This is a genomic window from Guptibacillus spartinae, from assembly GCF_028610625.1.
Classification (GTDB): domain Bacteria; phylum Bacillota; class Bacilli; order Bacillales; family Guptibacillaceae; genus Guptibacillus; species Guptibacillus spartinae.
In genome coordinates this window covers 35,573-52,778 of record NZ_JAQQWU010000021.1, presented here as the reverse complement: position 1 = coordinate 52,778, position 17,206 = coordinate 35,573, and the positions used below count along the sequence as shown (strand labels likewise).

Here is a 17,206-nt window from a genome sequence, read left to right as displayed (position 1 = left end):
CTGATAAGTCTAGTGACGATGGCGAAGAGGTCACACCCGTTCCCATGCCGAACACGGAAGTTAAGCTCTTCAGCGCCGATGGTAGTTGGGGGATCTCCCCCTGCAAGAGTAGGACGTCGCTGGGCAAATGAAGAAAGGCGAGAGACCTGAGGGTTTCTCGCTTTTTTTTGTATGGTTTTATGAAAAAGGTTTTACTAGCTGAAAGTCCTCACGTCTTACGTTCGAGGAATTAGACATGGAAATCGCGGAAAAAGCTTAATACCTTTAAATCACTCCTTCAGTTACAATGCTAATATGCCTTGGAAATTTACTTTCTTTTCGTAAATCACAGACACGGGATAAGTTACAGGCACATATCCTTAAAAGGAAGTGAAAAGTCAGCTCGAATTAAATGGAACTTGTATAGATCCCCTATAATTGGGCAATGCTTTTACCATGGAGGTGGGAAGATGGAGAAGGCAATCAAGGAGATTTTTAGTGAGTGTTGTCTTGTTTGTGAGGAGCATAGTTTCAAAGGTATCCATATTTGTGATCGTTTTATTTGTTATGATTGTGAACGTAAGGTGATACAAACAGATACCAGTCATGAGAACTATCAATTTTATCTTGAAAAATTACGCAAACTACGACTAAGTCGATTAGCATAGGCAGATAGCTGCTTCATAAGCTATCTGCTTTTTACATGTTCTAGAAAAGACTAGCTAGAAGAATTAGCATACCCCTTTACTTCTCCAGAAGTCTAGAAAATGATAGAATATGAGTATACGTAAATGAATCTTCAATAGATAGAAGTGGGTTTAATGAGCAAAAAAGATCAAGTACCATTATACGAGGCTCTGACAGCGTGGAAGGCTCAGAAACCTCTTTCGTATCATGTTCCAGGACATAAAAACGGAACGGTTTTTTCTTCTTATAAACGTGCAGATCATTTGTACAAAGACTTATTGAAAATAGATGCAACAGAGCTTCCGGGGTTAGATGACCTTCATCATGCTGAAGGTCCCATTAAGGAGGCAGAGCAGCTTACAGCGGAGCTCTATGGAAGTATTGAAACTCACTTCTTGGTAGGTGGTTCCACAACTGGTAATCTAGCGATGTTAATGGCAGTTTGTTCTGAGGGAGATGTGGTTCTCGTTCAAAAAAATTGTCACAAATCGGTTTTGAATGGACTTCGCCTAGCGAAAGCACAACCAGTATTTCTAACTCCGTTTATTGATGAAGCAAGCCAGGTGGCAACTGGAGTTTCGGTTGATCTTATCGAACGAGCCCTTTCGAGATATAGCAATATTAAAGCGGTTGTCCTGACAAATCCAAATTATTATGGAATGACTATGGACTTAAGGCCAATGATCAATTATGCCCATCAGCACGGGGTGGCGGTACTCGTTGATGAAGCGCACGGGGCACATTTTATAAGCGAGCGTTTTTTCCCTGAAAGTGCTTTAAAGCAAGGAGCCGATGTTGTTGTTCAATCTGCTCATAAAACACTTCCTGCTATGACGATGGGGGCTTACTTACATCTAGGGAATGTAGAATATAAGAGTGCCATAAATGACTATTTACAAGTCTTTCAATCAAGTAGTCCTTCTTATCCAATTATGGCTTCCCTCGATTTAGCAAGACACTATCTATCTTCTCTTACAGAGCAGCAGCTAGGTCACATTTTAGAAGAGATTCGTCAGTTTAAGAAACAATTGAGTGAAGTACCTGGTATAAACGTTATTGGCGATGTAAGTCGTGCGTATCATCAGCTTGATCCACTCAAAATAACGGTTCAGCTAGCTGGGGCGTCAGGATATGAACTAGCAAAGAAACTTGAAAATGAAGGTATATTCGTTGAGCTGAGTGATCCATTAAATGTCTTACTTGTTTGCCCAATGGCTATTAATGAAGAAATTTATATAAGAACGATACAGGCATTTAAAAAGATTGCTCTTCATAGAAATGAGGACAACTTTCATGAATTTCTATATGAGTTGAACCATGAAGATATGACTTTTCCTGCTTATTCTTTTGAAAAATTGGAGACGATGAAGACAAAGAGAGTAAAGTTAACGGAGGCTACTGGTATGATAGCTGCAAGAGGGTTAATTCCATATCCGCCAGGAATTCCTGTTGTGCTACCGGGTGAACGAATTCCAATGGAAAAGGTAAAACGATTAGAATCAATTCTACTTTCTGGGGGACATATACAGGGAATACATGATGAGATGATTGAGATTGCAATAGAAGAGGAGTAGGGCATTGAAAGGATTATTTATCACATTCGAAGGACCGGATGGGGCGGGTAAATCGACCCAGGTTCAGAAATTAGCCGATTATTTAAATGAAGAAGGTATTCCATATATTCATACAAGAGAGCCAGGGGGTACTGCGATAAGTGACCAAATTCGATCGCTTATTTTAAACCCGGAGCATAAAGAGATGGTGGATGAGACAGAGGTTCTTCTATATGCTTCATCGCGTGCACAGCACGTAAGAGAGAAGATTATTCCGGCCTTAAATGAAGGGTACCTTGTGCTTTGTGATCGCTTTGTTGATGCATCGATTGCTTATCAGGGAGTTGGCCTGGGATTAGATGTTGAAAAAGTAAGGGTGATTAATGACTTTGCAACAGGAGGTCTTACGCCAGATCGGAGCTATATGATTGATCTTCCTGTTTCGGTTGGAAAAGAAAGAATGATTGCTCGGAATCAATTGGATCGTATTGAACAGAAAGGTACAGCTTATCACGAAAAGGTAAGGGAAGCTTTTTTAGAATTATATAAAGAGAATAATGAACGAATCCATTTAATCAATGGCGAGAAAAAAGTTGATGAGATTTTTTCAGCAATAATAGAGGATTTTAAAGTCCTTTGGGATAACTATTCTACTAATAACGAATAAACGGGTTCATGCACCCCGGGGAGGATAATTATGAAGTTAGTTATGGCTGTCGTGCAGGATAAAGATAGCAATCGCTTATCCAATGCCCTGGTCGACTATAATTTTCAGGCAACCAAACTTGCCACGACTGGTGGATTTTTGCGCGCTGGGAATACAACATTCCTAGTTGGTACTGAAGATCATCGTGTGCAAAAGCTTCTTGATATCATTAAAGACAATTGCCAGAGCAGAGAGCAGATGGTAGCACCGGTATCGCCAATGGGAGGTAATGCGGATTCTTATGTCCCTTATCCTGTTGAAGTGTCGGTGGGAGGAGCGACGGTATTTGTTCTTCCTGTAGAGGCTTTCCATCATTTTTAAACTAGTAGGATGAGGGATAGAAATGACAGATTGGATTGAATTAGAAGAACGCCAGCCTACAGTCGTTAGGATGATCATCAACAGTTTTAAAAAAGAACGTCTGTCTCACGCTTACTTATTTGATGGTGGAGCAGGCACTGGAAAAAAAGACGTTGCCATTCATATGGCGAAAACTTATTTTTGCCAGGAGCGAACAGGAATTGATCCGTGTCAACAGTGTAAAGACTGCAAAAGAGTTGATTCAGGTAATCATCCAGATCTTCATCTTATTGAACCAGATGGCCAATCGATTAAAATTGACCAAATTAGAAAACTACAAAAAGAATTCTCCTATCTTGGAGTTGAGTCGCGTAAAAAAGTATATATCTTGAATCATTCTGATCGGATGACCACTCAGGCAGCAAATAGCTTACTTAAATTTCTAGAAGAGCCAGGTCAAATGACGATGGCCATTTTATTAACAGAACAAAAGCAGCATATTCTTTCTACAATTTATTCAAGATGTCAGGTTATCACCTTTCAACCTCTTTCAATGAGTGGAGTAGAAGAAGCACTTACAAATGAAGGAGTCACATCATACCTTGCTAAAACGGCTGCTCAACTAACAAATGACCAGCGTGCAGCAAAGGAGCTTGCGCTTGATGAGTGGTTTGCACAGGCAAGAGCGATAGTGATACAATTGACTGAAGAGTTGAAGGAAAGACCTCATCAGGTTTTCCTAACGATCCATGACAAATGGCTAGCACATTTTAAGGATAAAACGCAGCAGGATATGGGCCTTAACCTTATGCTTTTTTGGTATAAGGATATAATGAAAATACAACTGCAGGATAATCGAATTGTCTATGCAGATCAGAAGGATAAGCTCGAACGTTATGCCCTTCAATTCGGAAGAAAGAAGATAAGTCAGCATATGATGGCGATACTCGATGCCAAAAGACGTCTGAGTGCAAACACAAACCCGCAGTTTGTGATGGAACAGCTAGTGCTCAGATTACGGGAGGGATAAGTTTGTGTATGAAGTAGTTGGCGTTCGCTTTAAAAAAGCGGGGAAGATCTATTACTTTGATCCGAGTAGCCTCCAGGTGTCCGACAAAGAATTTGTGATCGTGGAGACTGCCAGAGGGGTTGAATTTGGGAAAGTAGTTTTAGCTAACAAGCAAGTGGATGAAGAAGATATTGTTCTTCCTCTTAAGAAAGTGATTCGCATTGCGGATGAGAAAGATCGCCTTGCGGTGGAAGATAACAAACATGCAGCTGAAGAAGCTTTTGATGTGTGCGTTTCTAAAATTGAAGAGTACAAGCTTGATATGAAGCTTGTTGATGTTGAATATACATTTGATCGAAATAAAATTATTTTTTATTTTACAGCAGATGGAAGAGTCGATTTTCGCGAACTTGTGAAAGGGCTCGCATCCATTTTTCGGACAAGAATTGAACTTCGTCAGATTGGAGTACGTGATGAAGCGAAAATGCTTGGCGGTATTGGACCGTGCGGCAGGATGCTTTGTTGTTCAACGTGGCTTGGCGATTTTGAACCTGTTTCGATTAAGATGGCGAAAGATCAAAATCTTTCCTTAAATCCTGCTAAAATATCTGGACTATGCGGCAGGTTAATGTGCTGCTTAAAGTATGAAAACGATGCTTATGAATCCGGTAAAAAAGAGCTTCCAGACGTTGGGAAGACGATTCATACTGGACAGGGCAAAGGGAAAGTTGTTGGGTTGAATATATTGGAGCGTCTTGTGCAGGTGGAATTGTTCGAACTTAACCGCGTGACAGAATATACGCTTGATGAATTAATACAAGACGGCGCAGTATCTACGCAAGCCACAGATTGATTGAGGTGGAACGGAAGTGGAGAAAAAAGAAGTTTTTTCACGTGTAAGCTCAATGGAAGAACAGATTGGTGACTTATACAAACAATTAGGCGAACTAAAAGAACATCTTGCAGGACTTCTGGAAGAAAATCACCATCTCGAAATTGAGAATCACCACTTGCGAGAGCGGTTAGAACAAACTTCAGAGCCGAAGAGTCATTCATCTGGCAAGAAGAAGCGTGGTAAACCAGAAGTTGGAGAAGGGTATGATAATCTGGCCAGGTTGTACCAGGAAGGTTTTCATATTTGTAACCTCCACTATGGGAGTATTCGGACAGAAGGAGATTGCCTCTTCTGCCTGTCGTTCTTAAATAAGAAGTAGTGATCTGGTCTTTCCGCAAAGGGAAAGACCTTTTTTACACTTTTAAGAGAATAGATAAACAATTGATACAGATAGGAGAACAGCATCATGCAATTAATCGGTGATGAACGAATTGATTACATCATTGAAAACGAACTTCGTATTATACAAAGTCCAACCGTTTTTTCCTTTTCATTAGACGCCATCTTACTAGCGAGGTTTGCCTGGGTTCCAATTAAGCGGGGAAAGATGATTGATCTGTGTACGGGAAACGGGATTATTCCATTACTACTTTCACGTCGAAGCGAAGTGCCAATTGAAGGGGTAGAAATACAAGATCGTCTTTTTGATATGGGAAAAAGAAGTATTGAATTAAATCGACTAGGTGATCAATTAACTCTCCACCATGCAGATCTTCGAGAGTTACCTGTAAGTATTAAACAAGAGTCTTATGATGCTGTCACGTGTAATCCCCCCTATTTCAAAAGTCAGCGACAGGAGCAGCGAAACTTAAACGAGCATCTAACGATCGCTCGACATGAAGTGATGTGTACCCTTGAAGATGTTATTCAATCGTGTAGCCGATTAGTTAAGCAGGGCGGAAAGGTTTCTCTTGTCCACCGTCCTGAAAGATTACTGGATATTATGACGTTAATGCGAAAGTATCGAATTGAACCAAAAAGAATGCAACTTGTTTATCCGAAAGCTGGTAAAGAAGCCAACACGCTTTTGATAGAAGGAATAAAAGATGGGAAACCTGATTTAAAAGTGTTACCCCCCTTTACTGTTTATCAAAACGATAATCAATATACTGATGAAATGAGCAGCTTATATGAAGAGCTCTAATCACTTCGTGTATATATTGGAGTGTGGAGATGGAACCTACTATACTGGTTACACAACGGATATATCACAGCGGTTAGCACAACATGAATGTGGAAAAGGGGCTAAATATACAAGAGGCAGAGGGCCACTGACTCTCGTCTATCAAGATAAATTCGAGACGAAGCGTGAAGCGATGCAAGTAGAATATCAAATCAAACAATTGTCCCGCGAAAAAAAAGAAAAGATTATTAAAGAAGAGAGGCAAAATCATGTGGAGTCAACAGAGTTACAAAGAGAGCGAGACAGGAAAACTATATCTCGTCCCGACCCCAATCGGCAATTTAAATGATATGACCTTTCGAGCCATTCAGACATTAAAAGATGCTGACCTTATTGCTGCAGAAGACACGAGACAATCAAAAAAATTAACCAATCACTTCGACATTGAAACAAAGTTAATTAGCTATCACGAACATAATAAAGAGTCGAGTGGTTTTAAGTTACTGGAACGGTTAAGAGAAGGGCAAACCATTGCTCTGATTAGTGATGCAGGGATGCCTGCCATTTCCGATCCAGGATATGAAATTGTTTCATCTTGTCTCGCTGAAAATATTCCTGTTATCCCGTTACCAGGAGCAAATGCTGCCATCACTGCACTCGTTGCATCAGGCTTACCAACCCAGCATTTCTATTATTATGGTTTCCTCTCACGACAAAAGAAAGAGCGGAAGAAAGAACTATCCGAATTAAGAAGTATTCCTTCACCAATTATGTTCTATGAAGCTCCTCATCGCTTAAAAGAAATGATGAAAGCTATTCACGAAGTACTTGGCAACAGAGAGATTGTTATAGCAAGAGAATTAACGAAACGATACGAGGAGTTTATTCGTGGAACAGTCGAAGAAGTCCTCGTCTGGTGTGAGCAGTCAGAGATTCGAGGCGAATTCTGCGTTATTGTCGATGGTGGTTACGAAGAAGTGACTAGTGAAGAACAGTGGTGGACAAACGTTTCGTTAGAAGAACACGTGGAGCACTATGTTAATGAAGGAATGAAAAGCAAGGACGCTATTAAACAAGTGTCTGTGGAAAGAGAGATTTCCAAAAGAGATGTGTATCAAGCGTATCATGTCGAATAACGATGTCGAAAAAAAGCTCCTGCCTGCGGCAGGAGCTTTTCTATATGATCATTATTTTGCAAGAGCTTTTTGAATTTCTTCCAATACTTGCTCTGCGCCTTCTTTGCTAAGAATAAGCTTCCCGTTACCGATTGCTAAATTGTCATCGGAAACTTCACCAGTTACCTGGCAAGTCATGTTAGGCTTATACTTCTTAAGAATGATGCGCTCGTCGTCAACGTAGATTTCAAGAGCGTCCTTTTCTGCGATGCCAAGAGTACGGCGTAGTTCGATCGGAATAACAACACGGCCAAGCTCGTCAACTTTACGTACAATACCAGTAGATTTCATGTTTTATACTCCCCTATTCCCAATTTTTTATTAATTACGTCAGGATTCGACAAATTTCTCTATTTATGTTCTATATAATACCAGTGTTTCCCATAAGCGTCAATCCTTTTGAATGGGTAAATATTTCCTACAAAGGGACCTTAAAGGGATTGATAGTACTATAAAATTGTCAAAACCTGACTTGCCTATATTAATAATTCGACAATTTTCTTGTAAATCCTTCGACATGAATTGTAAATTTGTGTAGGTAAAAGGGATTTAAGCCTCGCTTCCTTGCAATTATTCCTTAAATTAGTTATATTTTGATGAAGAAGTGACGTACATAGCGGTACGCTATTGCAGGCTGTAGTTAAAAGTTGCTAATGTTCTCGTCCAATATGGGACGGGAGCTTTTTATCTAGTAGCCCCATCTCAAAACGCCAGTCTCATTTGGCGTTAAGTTTGGGGATTCATTTTTCTAAAGAAAAATTATGACGTTCCACTTATATCTGTTTTAATCAAGGAGGAAGCAACATGGGTGACAAGACGTTTTATATCACAACACCGATTTATTACCCTAGCGGTAAGTTACACATTGGCCATGCCTACACCACAGTAGCAGGCGACGCAATGGCTCGTTACAAGCGATTAAGAGGATTTGAAGTTCAATACTTAACTGGAACGGATGAGCATGGACAAAAAATTCAAAAGAAAGCCCAGGAACAGGGGATTACCCCTCAAGCCTATGTTGATGACATCGTTGCAGGTATAAAAGACCTTTGGGATAAATTAGACATTAGTTACGATGACTTTATCCGCACAACAGAGAAGCGACACGAAGAGATTGTTGAAACCATTTTTCAAAAGATGTACGAGAAAGGCGATATCTATCTTGACCAGTACGAAGGATGGTATTGCACTCAGTGCGAGTCTTTCTTTACTGAGCGCCAGTTAGTTGATGGCAAGTGCCCCGACTGTGGACGTGAAGTAGAAAAAGTGAAGGAAGAATCTTACTTCTTTAAAATGGGTAAATACGCAGACCGTCTACTGAAATTTTACGAAGATAATCCTGAGTTTATCCAGCCGGAATCTAGAAAGAATGAAATGATCAATAACTTTATCAAACCTGGTCTTGAAGATCTTGCCGTATCGCGAACTTCTTTCGATTGGGGTGTTAAAGTTCCCGGCGATCCAAAACACGTCATTTACGTATGGATTGATGCGTTGTCCAATTACATCACCTCCCTAGGGTATGGAACTGAAAATGATGAGCTTTATAACAAGTTCTGGCCAGCTGATGTTCATCTTGTTGGGAAAGAAATTGTACGTTTCCATACGATTTACTGGCCGATTATGTTAATGTCTCTTGATCTCCCGCTTCCTAAGAAAGTGTTTGCTCATGGATGGTTATTAATGAAAGATGGAAAAATGTCGAAATCAAAAGGGAACGTCGTTGATCCGGTAACATTAATTGATCGTTATGGTCTGGATGCGTTACGTTACTATCTGTTACGCGAAGTGCCTTTTGGTTCAGATGGCGTCTTTACACCAGAGAGTTTTGTTGAACGAATTAATCACGACTTAGCGAACGATCTTGGTAACCTGTTAAATCGTACAGTAGCCATGATTGCAAAATACTTTGACGGTGAAGTTCCTGTTTATCAAGGGTCTGTTACTGCATTTGACGACACCCTTGTTGAGATGGTCAATTCCACCATTTCGAAAGTGGAAAACTCTCTTGAAAATATGGAGTTTTCAGTAGCGCTAGCATCCATTTGGCAGCTCATTAGTCGTACGAACAAGTACATCGATGAAACGGAACCTTGGATTCTAGCAAAAGATGAGGCTAATAAGGAGAAACTTGGAGCTGTAATGGTTCACCTTGCCGAATCGTTAAGACAAGTTGGTATTCTCTTACAGCCTTTCCTAACGCAAACACCCAAAAAGATTTGGGCGCAGCTAGGTATAGCAGAAGGTGAGAAAACAACCTGGAATTCACTAGGATTCAAAAAAGGCTACGGTGGTACAACTGTTCAAAAGGATGCGCCACTTTTCCCGCGTCTTGATCGTGAAGAAGAGGTTGCTTATATCGTTGAACAGATGGGCGGCAATGTTGTAAAAGAAGCACCTGCCGTAGAAAAACCAGATTTAGATGAAATAACAATTGATGATTTTACAAAGGTTGATTTAAGAGTAGCTCAAGTACTTGAAGTGGAACCGGTAAAAAAAGCAAATAAGCTTTTGAAATTAAAGTTAGATCTTGGTTATGAAACAAGACAAGTTGTTTCAGGAATTGCAAAACACTATAAAGCAGAGGATCTCATTGGCAAAAAGGTCGTTTGTGTATCGAATCTTAAGCCAGTAACACTTAGAGGAGAATTATCTGAAGGTATGATTTTAGCAGGTGAGCATGATGGTGAACTAAAATTGTCGACCATTGCTGAAAGCTTGCCGAATGGAACACAAATTAAATAATCACTTAAGACTCGGTCTTATTCAGACCGGGTCTTTTTTACTTTTTATTTCACAATTTATCCCTGTAAATAAATGCAGATGAGATGAGTCAATTTCCTTTCTATGAACATCATAAAAGGGAAGAGAAATCACACAAAAGACTATAATATACAGAATATTCTAACTTATTTTGTGTTCGTTGTAAACAAATTGTAATTAAAATGAAACTGTTTAGACTTAGAAAAAAACTAGGACGTTTGGTACACTAGCATCGTACTAGAGCGGAGAAGGAGTTTTGACATGTTATTCGACACGCATACACATTTGAATGTTGAACAATTTTCCGAAGATCAACAAGAGGTGATTGAGCGAGCTCAATCAGCAGGAGTCAGTAAAATGGTTGTGGTTGGTTTTGATCGTGAAACCATTACACAGGCTATGGCGCTTGTAGAAAAGTATGATTTTCTTTACGCAGCAGTAGGTTGGCACCCTGTTGATGCAATTGACATGAAAGAGGAAGACCTTGATTGGATTGAAGAACTTGCGGGTCATCCAAAAGTCGTTGCAATCGGCGAAATGGGACTTGATTACCATTGGGACAAGTCACCTCATGACATACAAAAAGAGGTTTTTCGTAAGCAAATTGCGCTTGCGAAACGAGTGAATTTACCGATCATCATACATAATCGTGAAGCGACGAGAGATGTCATTGATGTATTGAAGGAAGAAAATGCTGCAGAAGTAGGCGGCATTATGCACTGTTTCGCTGGAACTGTAGAAGAGGCAAACGAGTGCCTTGAAATGAATTTCTACATTTCTCTTGGTGGCCCAGTGACATTTAAGAATGCGAAACTACCTAAAGAAGTTGCAAAAGAAATACCGATTGACCGTTTGCTGATTGAAACAGATTGCCCTTTCCTTGCACCACACCCAAACCGTGGTAAGCGTAATGAACCTGCGTACGTGAAGCTCATTGCAGAGCAAATTGCAGAATTAAAGGAAATGGACTATGAAGAATTAGCAAAAAGAACATCTGAAAATGCGATGAACCTCTTCGGAATTAATCGCTAATTAAAACCGTTGTCGTTAAAAAGAATTGATCTTAAGCTTTTTGGAAAAAAACATCTTCCCTGTATAAGGAATAGTAGATCGTATAACTACTAATCTTGCAAAAGGGATAAGTGAGAAGCTTTTCTTTAAGAAACACAGTCGGTTCAAGGAGGATCTATGACAATGAAATCGAACATGGAAAACTTTTTTGCTCGTCTAAAAGGCGGAAAGAATGTATTCATGATTTGCTTAAGTGTAATTGTACTAGGATTAGTCTCCGGCTTTATCGTGTTTGAAACTACAAAAGCTTCTGTAACACTTGTCCTTGATGGGGAAGAGAAGTTAGTAGATACACATGCAGATACAGTTGCGGAGTTATTAAGTGATGAGGATTTAAGCCCTAAGACTCATGATTATTTAAGTCATGACTTATCAGCAGAGTTGAATGCAGGCGACGTAATTGAGTGGAAACCTGCTACTCAAGTGACATTATCGGTTAATGGTAATACCCAAAAGGTATGGTCGACAGAAGATACAGTTGAAGACTTTCTGAAAGACCAGCATATTGAACTAGGTAATCATGACGAAATGTCTGTTTCACTTGAAGATAAATTAAAGGAAAATATGACGATTGCCGTTGATGAGGCTTTTAAAGTCGCAGTCAATGACGGTGGAAAGAGAAAAGATCTTTGGACAACTTCGACTACGGTCGCTGGCTTTTTAGAACAGCAGAACATTCAACTTGGAGAACTTGATCGCGTAGAACCGGGCAAAGATGAGGATGTAAAAGCGAACTCGGAAATTAACGTGATTCGAGTAGAAAAGGTCACCGATGTAGTGGAAGAACCAATCGACTATGCAACTGTTAAAAAGAATGATAGCTCCATGCAAAGAGGCACTGAAAAAGTAGTAGAAAATGGACAAGAAGGCAAGCAAGAGAAACATTATGAAGTGGTTTTAGAAAATGGCAAAGAAGTTTCTCGTGAACTAGTGAAAACCGATGTAGTGAAAGAAAGCAGTGACCAAATCGTTGCAGTTGGCACACAAGTGATTACGCAAACGGCCGTTAAGACAAGTAATGAGCCTTCGACATCTTCTAAATCACCGAAATCTAGCAAGCCTGAAACAAAGAAAGCCCAGTCAAAACCTAAAAGTGAACCGTCTGGTAAAGTCTTAAACGTATCAACAACCGCTTATACTGCAAATTGTGCAGGTTGTTCAGGGATTACGTCGACAGGGTTTAATTTAAAATCAAACCCAAATGCGAAAGTGATTGCAGTAGATCCAAGCGTTATTCCCCTTGGTTCAAAAGTGTTCGTTGAGGGATATGGAACGGCGATTGCTGCGGATACAGGAGGGGCAATTAAAGGAAACAAAATTGACGTCTTTTTCTCCTCGAAGTCAGCGGCTTACGCTTGGGGAAATAAGACTGTTCAAATAACGATTCTCGACTAGTGATCGATCTATGATATGCTATTAACACAGAGTGAGGCAAATCTCCCTCTGTGTTTTTTGTATGATAAAGAAAAGCTCAATGAGGAAAACTAAAAAAATTAAAGTAGTATAAATAGATTCGGTTGCGTCTGATGGAGGAAATAGAGTGAAAGTAAAAGAAGTTATTATCGTAGAGGGTAAGAACGATACACTGGCCGTGAAACGTGCTGTAGATGCTGATACGCTTGAAACAAATGGATCTGAAATTAGTGAAGACACGCTCAAACGAATTGAACTGGCTTGGAAGAGAAGGGGCGTCATCGTGTTTACAGATCCTGACTATCCTGGGACGCGTATAAGACAGATTATAAGCGAGCGTCTTCCATCCTGTAAGCATGCTTTTCTGAATAAAAAGCTTGCGATTTCATCAAATGGGAAAAAGGTTGGGATTGAGCATGCTTCTATTCAAGATATTCAAGAAGCCATTCTTTCCGTTAGAGAAGAGTTTGAGACACCGGACGTATTAATTGAATGGGAAGATCTCATCGCCGCAGGACTAGTGGTGGGGGATCGTGCCAAGGAGAGAAGAAAAGCCCTTGGTGAGCAGTTACAGATGGGTTATATGAATGGAAAACAGCTGTTCAAGCGACTTCAAATGTTTCAAATATCACGAGAAGAGTTTCGTGAAGCACTCGAAGAAGTGTTACAGGAGGAAGAGAAATGAATAAAGAAATATCCACACCCGTTAGAACGAAAGAAATATTAGCGAAATATGGATTTACTTTTAAGAAAAGCCTTGGCCAAAATTTTCTTATCGATTCAAATGTTCTAACTAAAATTGTCGATCAGGCTGATTTAACGCCTGAATCTGGGGCCATTGAAATTGGTCCCGGAATTGGTGCATTAACTGAGAAACTTGCGAAACAAGCAAAGAAGGTAGTTGCCTTTGAAATAGACCAGCGACTTCTCCCAATCCTGGATGATACGCTGTCCCCTTATCCACACGTTCATATTCGCCATACGGATGTGTTAGAAGCGGATGTCCATCAAGTGATTGCCGAAGAATTCGAAGAGGGTCAGGATTTAATGGTGGTGGCGAATCTCCCTTATTATGTAACCACTCCGATTCTGATGAAGTTATTAGAAGAGAAGCTTCCGGTTCGTGGGATTGTCGTTATGATTCAGAAGGAAGTAGCTGAGCGGATAGCTGCCAAGCCGGGATCGAAGGAGTATGGCTCTCTTTCGCTGGCTGTACAATATCATGCAGTAGCAAAAACCGCTTTAACTGTACCAAAAACGGTGTTTGTTCCTAAACCAAATGTTGATTCAGCGGTTCTGCACTTAGAATTACGTAACGAGCCCCCTGTTGACCTATTAGACGAAGCCTATTTCTTCGAAGTGATTCGAGCAAGTTTTGGTCAGCGAAGAAAGACCTTATTGAATAACTTGCAGAATAATTTATTGAGCAAAGAAGAGAAGCCAATGATTGAAGAAGTATTAATGGAAACAGGGATTGATGGAAGACGTCGTGGCGAAACACTTTCGATGGAAGAATTTGCGGCATTGAGCAATGCATTTTACAAAAGAAAAAGCTAATGTAAAAAACACCGATTGGTGTTTTTTTATTTCCAATTACATTTTTGCAGTGAAATAACTCTAGGGATCTCCAATCAAGTCTAGAAAAATCATCTTTTCAAAAACTTCTCATATAGTAGAAAAAGGAGCTAACGTTTTGTCTAAAGGTCAAGCGGCGTGGAGGGAAGAGATGACGATGAAAGAAGGAGATATCGTTGCCAGACGTTCATATGGCTGTGATTTAATTTTTCGAGTAACAAGGTTAAATGAGTCGAACAAGTCAGCAGAACTTGTGGGAGAAGATATGAGGCTCATTGCGGATGCCCCATTCGATGATCTTGTATTAATTGACTCGAGTGAACATAAAATGAGGCGAGAGCAGTCGAAAGAAAAAGAGGACTATTCATTTCGCTTATTCAGGCAAGATTATCAGCTGTTACGAATGAAGCGTGAATATTCGGCTACCAGTCACTTTAAGAAAGAAACGAGTTTTTTTGAACTGCCTGGTAAAATTCTTCACATTGATGGCGATCCGCTTTACCTAAGCAAATGTCTGGAGATGTATAAACGGCTAGGGGTACCGGTCTATGGGTTGTACATGAAAGAAAGTGAAATTCCTGAGAATATCATTAAATTAGTTAACAATGTAAGGCCAGATATTTTAGTGATTACGGGACATGATGCTTACATGAAGCATAAAGGTGAAAAGAAAGATCTGCAGTCTTATCGCAATTCACGTTACTTTGTTCGTGCTGTAAAAGAAGTGAGAAGCGTTTTTCCAAATCTTGATCATCTTGTTATTTTTGCAGGAGCGTGCCAATCTCACTTTGAATCGTTAATACGAGCTGGTGCGAATTTTGCAAGTTCGCCTTCACGTATTAACATTCATATGCTTGATCCTGTTTTTATTGTATCTAAAATCGCCCTTACATCATTTACAGACCATGTAAACGTGTGGGACGCCTTAAGAAATACGTTAACCGGTGAAGATGGGCTGGGAGGCGTTGAAACAAAAGGAATACTGCGGACTGGTATGCCAATGAAAGAAAACGAGGATTATTCAGAGTGAAAGAGCGGATGGGAACGAACCTCATCCGTTTTCTTTTTTTGTTAGGCCATATTAAAAAGCGTATTGCATTTCACGAAGAAAACGCTTCTAAATAAACAGGTTTCATCACTAATACATATTTTTCGACAAATTAAGAAATAATAAAAATGCACATCATTAGTAAATAACAATTGACATTGTTTTTGCTTCGTTGTTATAATTTAAGTTTTATTTGACAAGATGATGCAAAAGATGTTATAATTTGTCTAAGTGAGGTGGAGGTTCCGATGGCAAAAACGATTATTGAGATCAAACAAACGTTACAATCTCAGGTTGGCAAACGGTTGACCTTAAAGGCAAACGGAGGTCGCAGAAAGACAATTCAACGTTCAGGCATCCTTGAAGAAACCTACCCGGCAGTGTTCATAGTTAAGCTGGATCAGGACACCAACGCATTTGAGCGTGTGTCGTACAGCTACACAGATATTCTTACAGATACAGTACAAATTACATTTAATGAAGAACAAGCGGCAGTAAGCGGTTAAGGCAATCAGTCTAACTGCTTTTTTGCTTTCTTGAGAAAGATTTATTCCCTTAGTTGGTTACATATTCATCGTATATTGCTTGCTTTCAATCCTCACACTAAGTGTGTCACAGGATAGAAAGGAGCTTGATTCGCATGGCGAGACGTAGAGGGATTATGTCTGATCATTTGAAGGAAGAAATTGCGAAAGAGCTTGGCTTTTATGATACGGTTCAGAAAGAAGGTTGGGGTGGAATAAAAGCTCGCGATGCAGGTAACATCGTGAAGCGTGCCATTCAACTAGCGGAAGAGCAACTTGGAAACCAACAAAAACACTGAACCCTGTGACGATTGAACCCTGGTGAATAGCCGGGGTTCTTTTTTTTTGGGAGGGACAAAGGCTACTCTTAATCTGTTTCTTTCTTTTAGGCTTATTGTGTTACAATAATTCACAGTAAGTTAAAATGTCGAACGGTAGGACGAAAATGTAGGTGAACGAGATGAGAAAAAAATTGAGTGTGAAAGCCCCGGCGAAAATCAATTTAGCACTTGATGTGCTTCATAAACGACCTGATGGCTTTCATGAAGTGGAAATGGTTATGACGAATGTGGATCTGGCCGATCGTCTTGAGTTAACGGAGCTAAGACGAAATGAAATTATTATTGAATCCACCAGTGGCTTTGTGCCAGATGATCAAAGAAATTTAGCATTTCAAGCGGCTGCCCTTTTAAAAAAGAAATTTAACATTCGCCAGGGCATTGCGATTAAAATCGATAAGCAAATCCCTGTGGCTGCTGGTCTAGCTGGGGGAAGTAGCGATGCGGCCGCTACGTTAAGAGGTCTTAATGAACTTTGGGAATTAGGGCTTTCTTATGATCAACTTGCTGATATTGGTTCTGAGATTGGCTCAGATGTAGCGTTTTGTGTATATGGTGGTACAGCCCTTGCGAAGGGAAGAGGCGAGATTATACAACCCATTGATGCCCCTCCACCGTGCTGGGTGATTCTCGCAAAACCATCAATAGGCGTATCGACAGCAGAGGTATATCGTCGACTACGAACAAATGAAATGAATCATCCTGATGTAAGAGGAATGATGCAGGCGATTGAAGATAAAAATTATGAAGGCATTTGTGACCTACTTGGAAATGTTTTAGAAGATGTGACTTTAAAACTCCATCCAGAAGTGCGTCAAATTAAAGAGAAAATGGAAAGTCTAGGGGCCGATGGCGTCCTTATGAGTGGAAGTGGGCCAACCGTCTTTGGACTTACACGTCATGAATCCAGAATGCAGCGAATTTACAATGGATTACGAGGCTTTTGTGGTCAAGTTTATGCAGTTCGACTGTTAGGTGAGAAGAACCCTTGAATAAATCCGTACATTAGTGATATATTATGAGTAATTATTCGGATTTTTTGGAGGT

20 protein-coding genes and 1 rRNA gene are annotated in these 17,206 nt (G+C 40.1%); 20 read left to right on the top strand and 1 reads right to left on the bottom strand.

Annotated elements, in window-relative coordinates; all coding sequences use genetic code 11:
* The first annotated feature begins 8 nt into the window (after positions 1 to 8).
* From rrf to rsmI, 11 genes are all read left to right on the top strand, one after another.
* Positions 9 to 125, top strand: a 5S ribosomal RNA gene (gene rrf, locus PQ511_RS22260).
* A 324-nt stretch (positions 126 to 449) separates the two neighbouring features.
* Positions 450 to 647, top strand: a complete 198-nt coding sequence (locus tag PQ511_RS22255) for a sigma factor G inhibitor Gin (RefSeq protein WP_273854114.1) — start codon at positions 450 to 452, stop codon at positions 645 to 647.
* 153 nt (positions 648 to 800) lie between these two features.
* A complete protein-coding gene (locus tag PQ511_RS22250) occupies positions 801 to 2,240 on the top strand; it encodes an aminotransferase class I/II-fold pyridoxal phosphate-dependent enzyme (RefSeq protein ID WP_273854113.1) in 1,440 nt (479 codons plus the stop codon).
* Positions 2,241 to 2,244: 4 nt separating this feature from the next.
* A complete protein-coding gene (gene tmk, locus PQ511_RS22245; protein ID WP_273854112.1) occupies positions 2,245 to 2,886 on the top strand; it encodes a dTMP kinase in 642 nt (213 codons plus the stop codon).
* A 30-nt stretch (positions 2,887 to 2,916) separates the two neighbouring features.
* A complete protein-coding gene (darA, locus tag PQ511_RS22240; protein ID WP_273854111.1) occupies positions 2,917 to 3,246 on the top strand; it encodes a cyclic di-AMP receptor DarA in 330 nt (109 codons plus the stop codon).
* A 22-nt stretch (positions 3,247 to 3,268) separates the two neighbouring features.
* Positions 3,269 to 4,255 (top strand): DNA polymerase III subunit delta', encoded by a 987-nt coding sequence (gene holB, locus PQ511_RS22235; RefSeq protein WP_273854110.1) that lies wholly within the window; start codon positions 3,269 to 3,271, stop codon positions 4,253 to 4,255.
* Positions 4,256 to 4,259: 4 nt separating this feature from the next.
* On the top strand, positions 4,260 to 5,087 hold the full coding sequence (locus tag PQ511_RS22230; protein ID WP_098445897.1) for a PSP1 domain-containing protein: 828 nt from the start codon (positions 4,260 to 4,262) through the stop codon (positions 5,085 to 5,087).
* Between the two features lie 16 nt (positions 5,088 to 5,103).
* Positions 5,104 to 5,448 carry a DNA replication initiation control protein YabA gene (gene yabA, locus PQ511_RS22225; protein WP_098445898.1) on the top strand — a complete coding sequence of 115 codons (345 nt, stop codon included), beginning with the start codon at positions 5,104 to 5,106 and terminating at the stop codon, positions 5,446 to 5,448.
* 87 nt (positions 5,449 to 5,535) lie between these two features.
* On the top strand, positions 5,536 to 6,273 hold the full coding sequence (locus PQ511_RS22220) for a tRNA1(Val) (adenine(37)-N6)-methyltransferase (RefSeq protein WP_273854109.1): 738 nt from the start codon (positions 5,536 to 5,538) through the stop codon (positions 6,271 to 6,273).
* Complete coding sequence (locus PQ511_RS22215) at positions 6,260 to 6,601, top strand: GIY-YIG nuclease family protein (protein ID WP_273854108.1); 342 nt, start codon at positions 6,260 to 6,262, stop codon at positions 6,599 to 6,601. The genes PQ511_RS22220 and PQ511_RS22215 overlap by 14 nt, the downstream gene beginning before the upstream one ends.
* Positions 6,522 to 7,388, top strand: coding sequence for a 16S rRNA (cytidine(1402)-2'-O)-methyltransferase (rsmI, locus tag PQ511_RS22210; protein ID WP_273854107.1), 867 nt, complete (start codon positions 6,522 to 6,524; stop codon positions 7,386 to 7,388). Before PQ511_RS22215 ends, rsmI begins: the two co-directional genes overlap by 80 nt.
* Positions 7,389 to 7,439: 51 nt before the next feature.
* Here rsmI and abrB read toward each other — a convergent pair whose 3' ends face one another.
* Positions 7,440 to 7,718 (bottom strand): transition state genes transcriptional regulator AbrB, encoded by a 279-nt coding sequence (gene abrB / locus PQ511_RS22205; protein ID WP_098445902.1) that lies wholly within the window; start codon positions 7,716 to 7,718, stop codon positions 7,440 to 7,442.
* Positions 7,719 to 8,231: 513 nt separating this feature from the next.
* Between abrB and metG the strand changes: the two genes are divergently transcribed.
* The 9 genes from metG to ispE all read left to right on the top strand — a co-directional run bounded on the left by metG (position 8,232) and on the right by ispE (position 17,151).
* Entirely contained in the window at positions 8,232 to 10,172 is a 1,941-nt protein-coding gene (gene metG / locus PQ511_RS22200; RefSeq protein ID WP_273854106.1) for a methionine--tRNA ligase, read from the top strand.
* A 279-nt stretch (positions 10,173 to 10,451) separates the two neighbouring features.
* The gene (locus PQ511_RS22195; protein ID WP_273854105.1) at positions 10,452 to 11,222 is read left to right on the top strand and encodes a TatD family hydrolase; all 771 of its coding nucleotides are present in this window, start codon (positions 10,452 to 10,454) and stop codon (positions 11,220 to 11,222) included.
* Positions 11,223 to 11,384: 162 nt separating this feature from the next.
* The gene (locus PQ511_RS22190) at positions 11,385 to 12,656 is read left to right on the top strand and encodes a G5 and 3D domain-containing protein (protein ID WP_273854104.1); all 1,272 of its coding nucleotides are present in this window, start codon (positions 11,385 to 11,387) and stop codon (positions 12,654 to 12,656) included.
* Positions 12,657 to 12,801: 145 nt separating this feature from the next.
* Positions 12,802 to 13,359, top strand: a complete 558-nt coding sequence (rnmV, locus tag PQ511_RS22185; RefSeq protein ID WP_273854103.1) for a ribonuclease M5 — start codon at positions 12,802 to 12,804, stop codon at positions 13,357 to 13,359.
* Positions 13,356 to 14,231 carry a 16S rRNA (adenine(1518)-N(6)/adenine(1519)-N(6))-dimethyltransferase RsmA gene (rsmA, locus tag PQ511_RS22180; RefSeq protein ID WP_273854102.1) on the top strand — a complete coding sequence of 292 codons (876 nt, stop codon included), beginning with the start codon at positions 13,356 to 13,358 and terminating at the stop codon, positions 14,229 to 14,231. Before rnmV ends, rsmA begins: the two co-directional genes overlap by 4 nt.
* A 169-nt stretch (positions 14,232 to 14,400) precedes the next feature.
* The gene (gene yabG, locus PQ511_RS22175) at positions 14,401 to 15,279 is read left to right on the top strand and encodes a sporulation peptidase YabG (RefSeq protein WP_224591293.1); all 879 of its coding nucleotides are present in this window, start codon (positions 14,401 to 14,403) and stop codon (positions 15,277 to 15,279) included.
* Positions 15,280 to 15,545: 266 nt separating this feature from the next.
* A complete protein-coding gene (veg, locus tag PQ511_RS22170; protein ID WP_098445908.1) occupies positions 15,546 to 15,803 on the top strand; it encodes a biofilm formation stimulator Veg in 258 nt (85 codons plus the stop codon).
* Between the two features lie 134 nt (positions 15,804 to 15,937).
* Positions 15,938 to 16,120 carry a small, acid-soluble spore protein, alpha/beta type gene (locus PQ511_RS22165; protein ID WP_098445909.1) on the top strand — a complete coding sequence of 61 codons (183 nt, stop codon included), beginning with the start codon at positions 15,938 to 15,940 and terminating at the stop codon, positions 16,118 to 16,120.
* A gap of 161 nt (positions 16,121 to 16,281) precedes the next feature.
* A complete protein-coding gene (gene ispE / locus PQ511_RS22160) occupies positions 16,282 to 17,151 on the top strand; it encodes a 4-(cytidine 5'-diphospho)-2-C-methyl-D-erythritol kinase (RefSeq protein WP_273854101.1) in 870 nt (289 codons plus the stop codon).
* Positions 17,152 to 17,206 lie beyond the last annotated feature (55 nt).

Excerpts from the sequence above, each read along its gene's own strand:
- veg (WP_098445908.1), top strand. The coding sequence starts at position 15,546 with ATGGCAAAAACGATTATTGAGATCAAACAAACGTTACAATCTCAGGTT.
- abrB (WP_098445902.1), bottom strand. The coding sequence starts at position 7,718 with ATGAAATCTACTGGTATTGTACGTAAAGTTGACGAGCTTGGCCGTGTT.
- metG (WP_273854106.1), top strand. The coding sequence starts at position 8,232 with ATGGGTGACAAGACGTTTTATATCACAACACCGATTTATTACCCTAGC.
- yabG (WP_224591293.1), top strand. The coding sequence starts at position 14,401 with ATGACGATGAAAGAAGGAGATATCGTTGCCAGACGTTCATATGGCTGT.
- PQ511_RS22250 (WP_273854113.1), top strand. The coding sequence starts at position 801 with ATGAGCAAAAAAGATCAAGTACCATTATACGAGGCTCTGACAGCGTGG.
- rsmA (WP_273854102.1), top strand. The coding sequence starts at position 13,356 with ATGAATAAAGAAATATCCACACCCGTTAGAACGAAAGAAATATTAGCG.
- PQ511_RS22255 (WP_273854114.1), top strand. The coding sequence starts at position 450 with ATGGAGAAGGCAATCAAGGAGATTTTTAGTGAGTGTTGTCTTGTTTGT.
- PQ511_RS22215 (WP_273854108.1), top strand. The coding sequence starts at position 6,260 with ATGAAGAGCTCTAATCACTTCGTGTATATATTGGAGTGTGGAGATGGA.
- holB (WP_273854110.1), top strand. The coding sequence starts at position 3,269 with ATGACAGATTGGATTGAATTAGAAGAACGCCAGCCTACAGTCGTTAGG.
- PQ511_RS22195 (WP_273854105.1), top strand. The coding sequence starts at position 10,452 with ATGTTATTCGACACGCATACACATTTGAATGTTGAACAATTTTCCGAA.
- PQ511_RS22165 (WP_098445909.1), top strand. The coding sequence starts at position 15,938 with ATGGCGAGACGTAGAGGGATTATGTCTGATCATTTGAAGGAAGAAATT.
- darA (WP_273854111.1), top strand. The coding sequence starts at position 2,917 with ATGAAGTTAGTTATGGCTGTCGTGCAGGATAAAGATAGCAATCGCTTA.
- rsmI (WP_273854107.1), top strand. The coding sequence starts at position 6,522 with ATGTGGAGTCAACAGAGTTACAAAGAGAGCGAGACAGGAAAACTATAT.
- PQ511_RS22190 (WP_273854104.1), top strand. The coding sequence starts at position 11,385 with ATGAAATCGAACATGGAAAACTTTTTTGCTCGTCTAAAAGGCGGAAAG.
- PQ511_RS22220 (WP_273854109.1), top strand. The coding sequence starts at position 5,536 with ATGCAATTAATCGGTGATGAACGAATTGATTACATCATTGAAAACGAA.
- ispE (WP_273854101.1), top strand. The coding sequence starts at position 16,282 with ATGAGAAAAAAATTGAGTGTGAAAGCCCCGGCGAAAATCAATTTAGCA.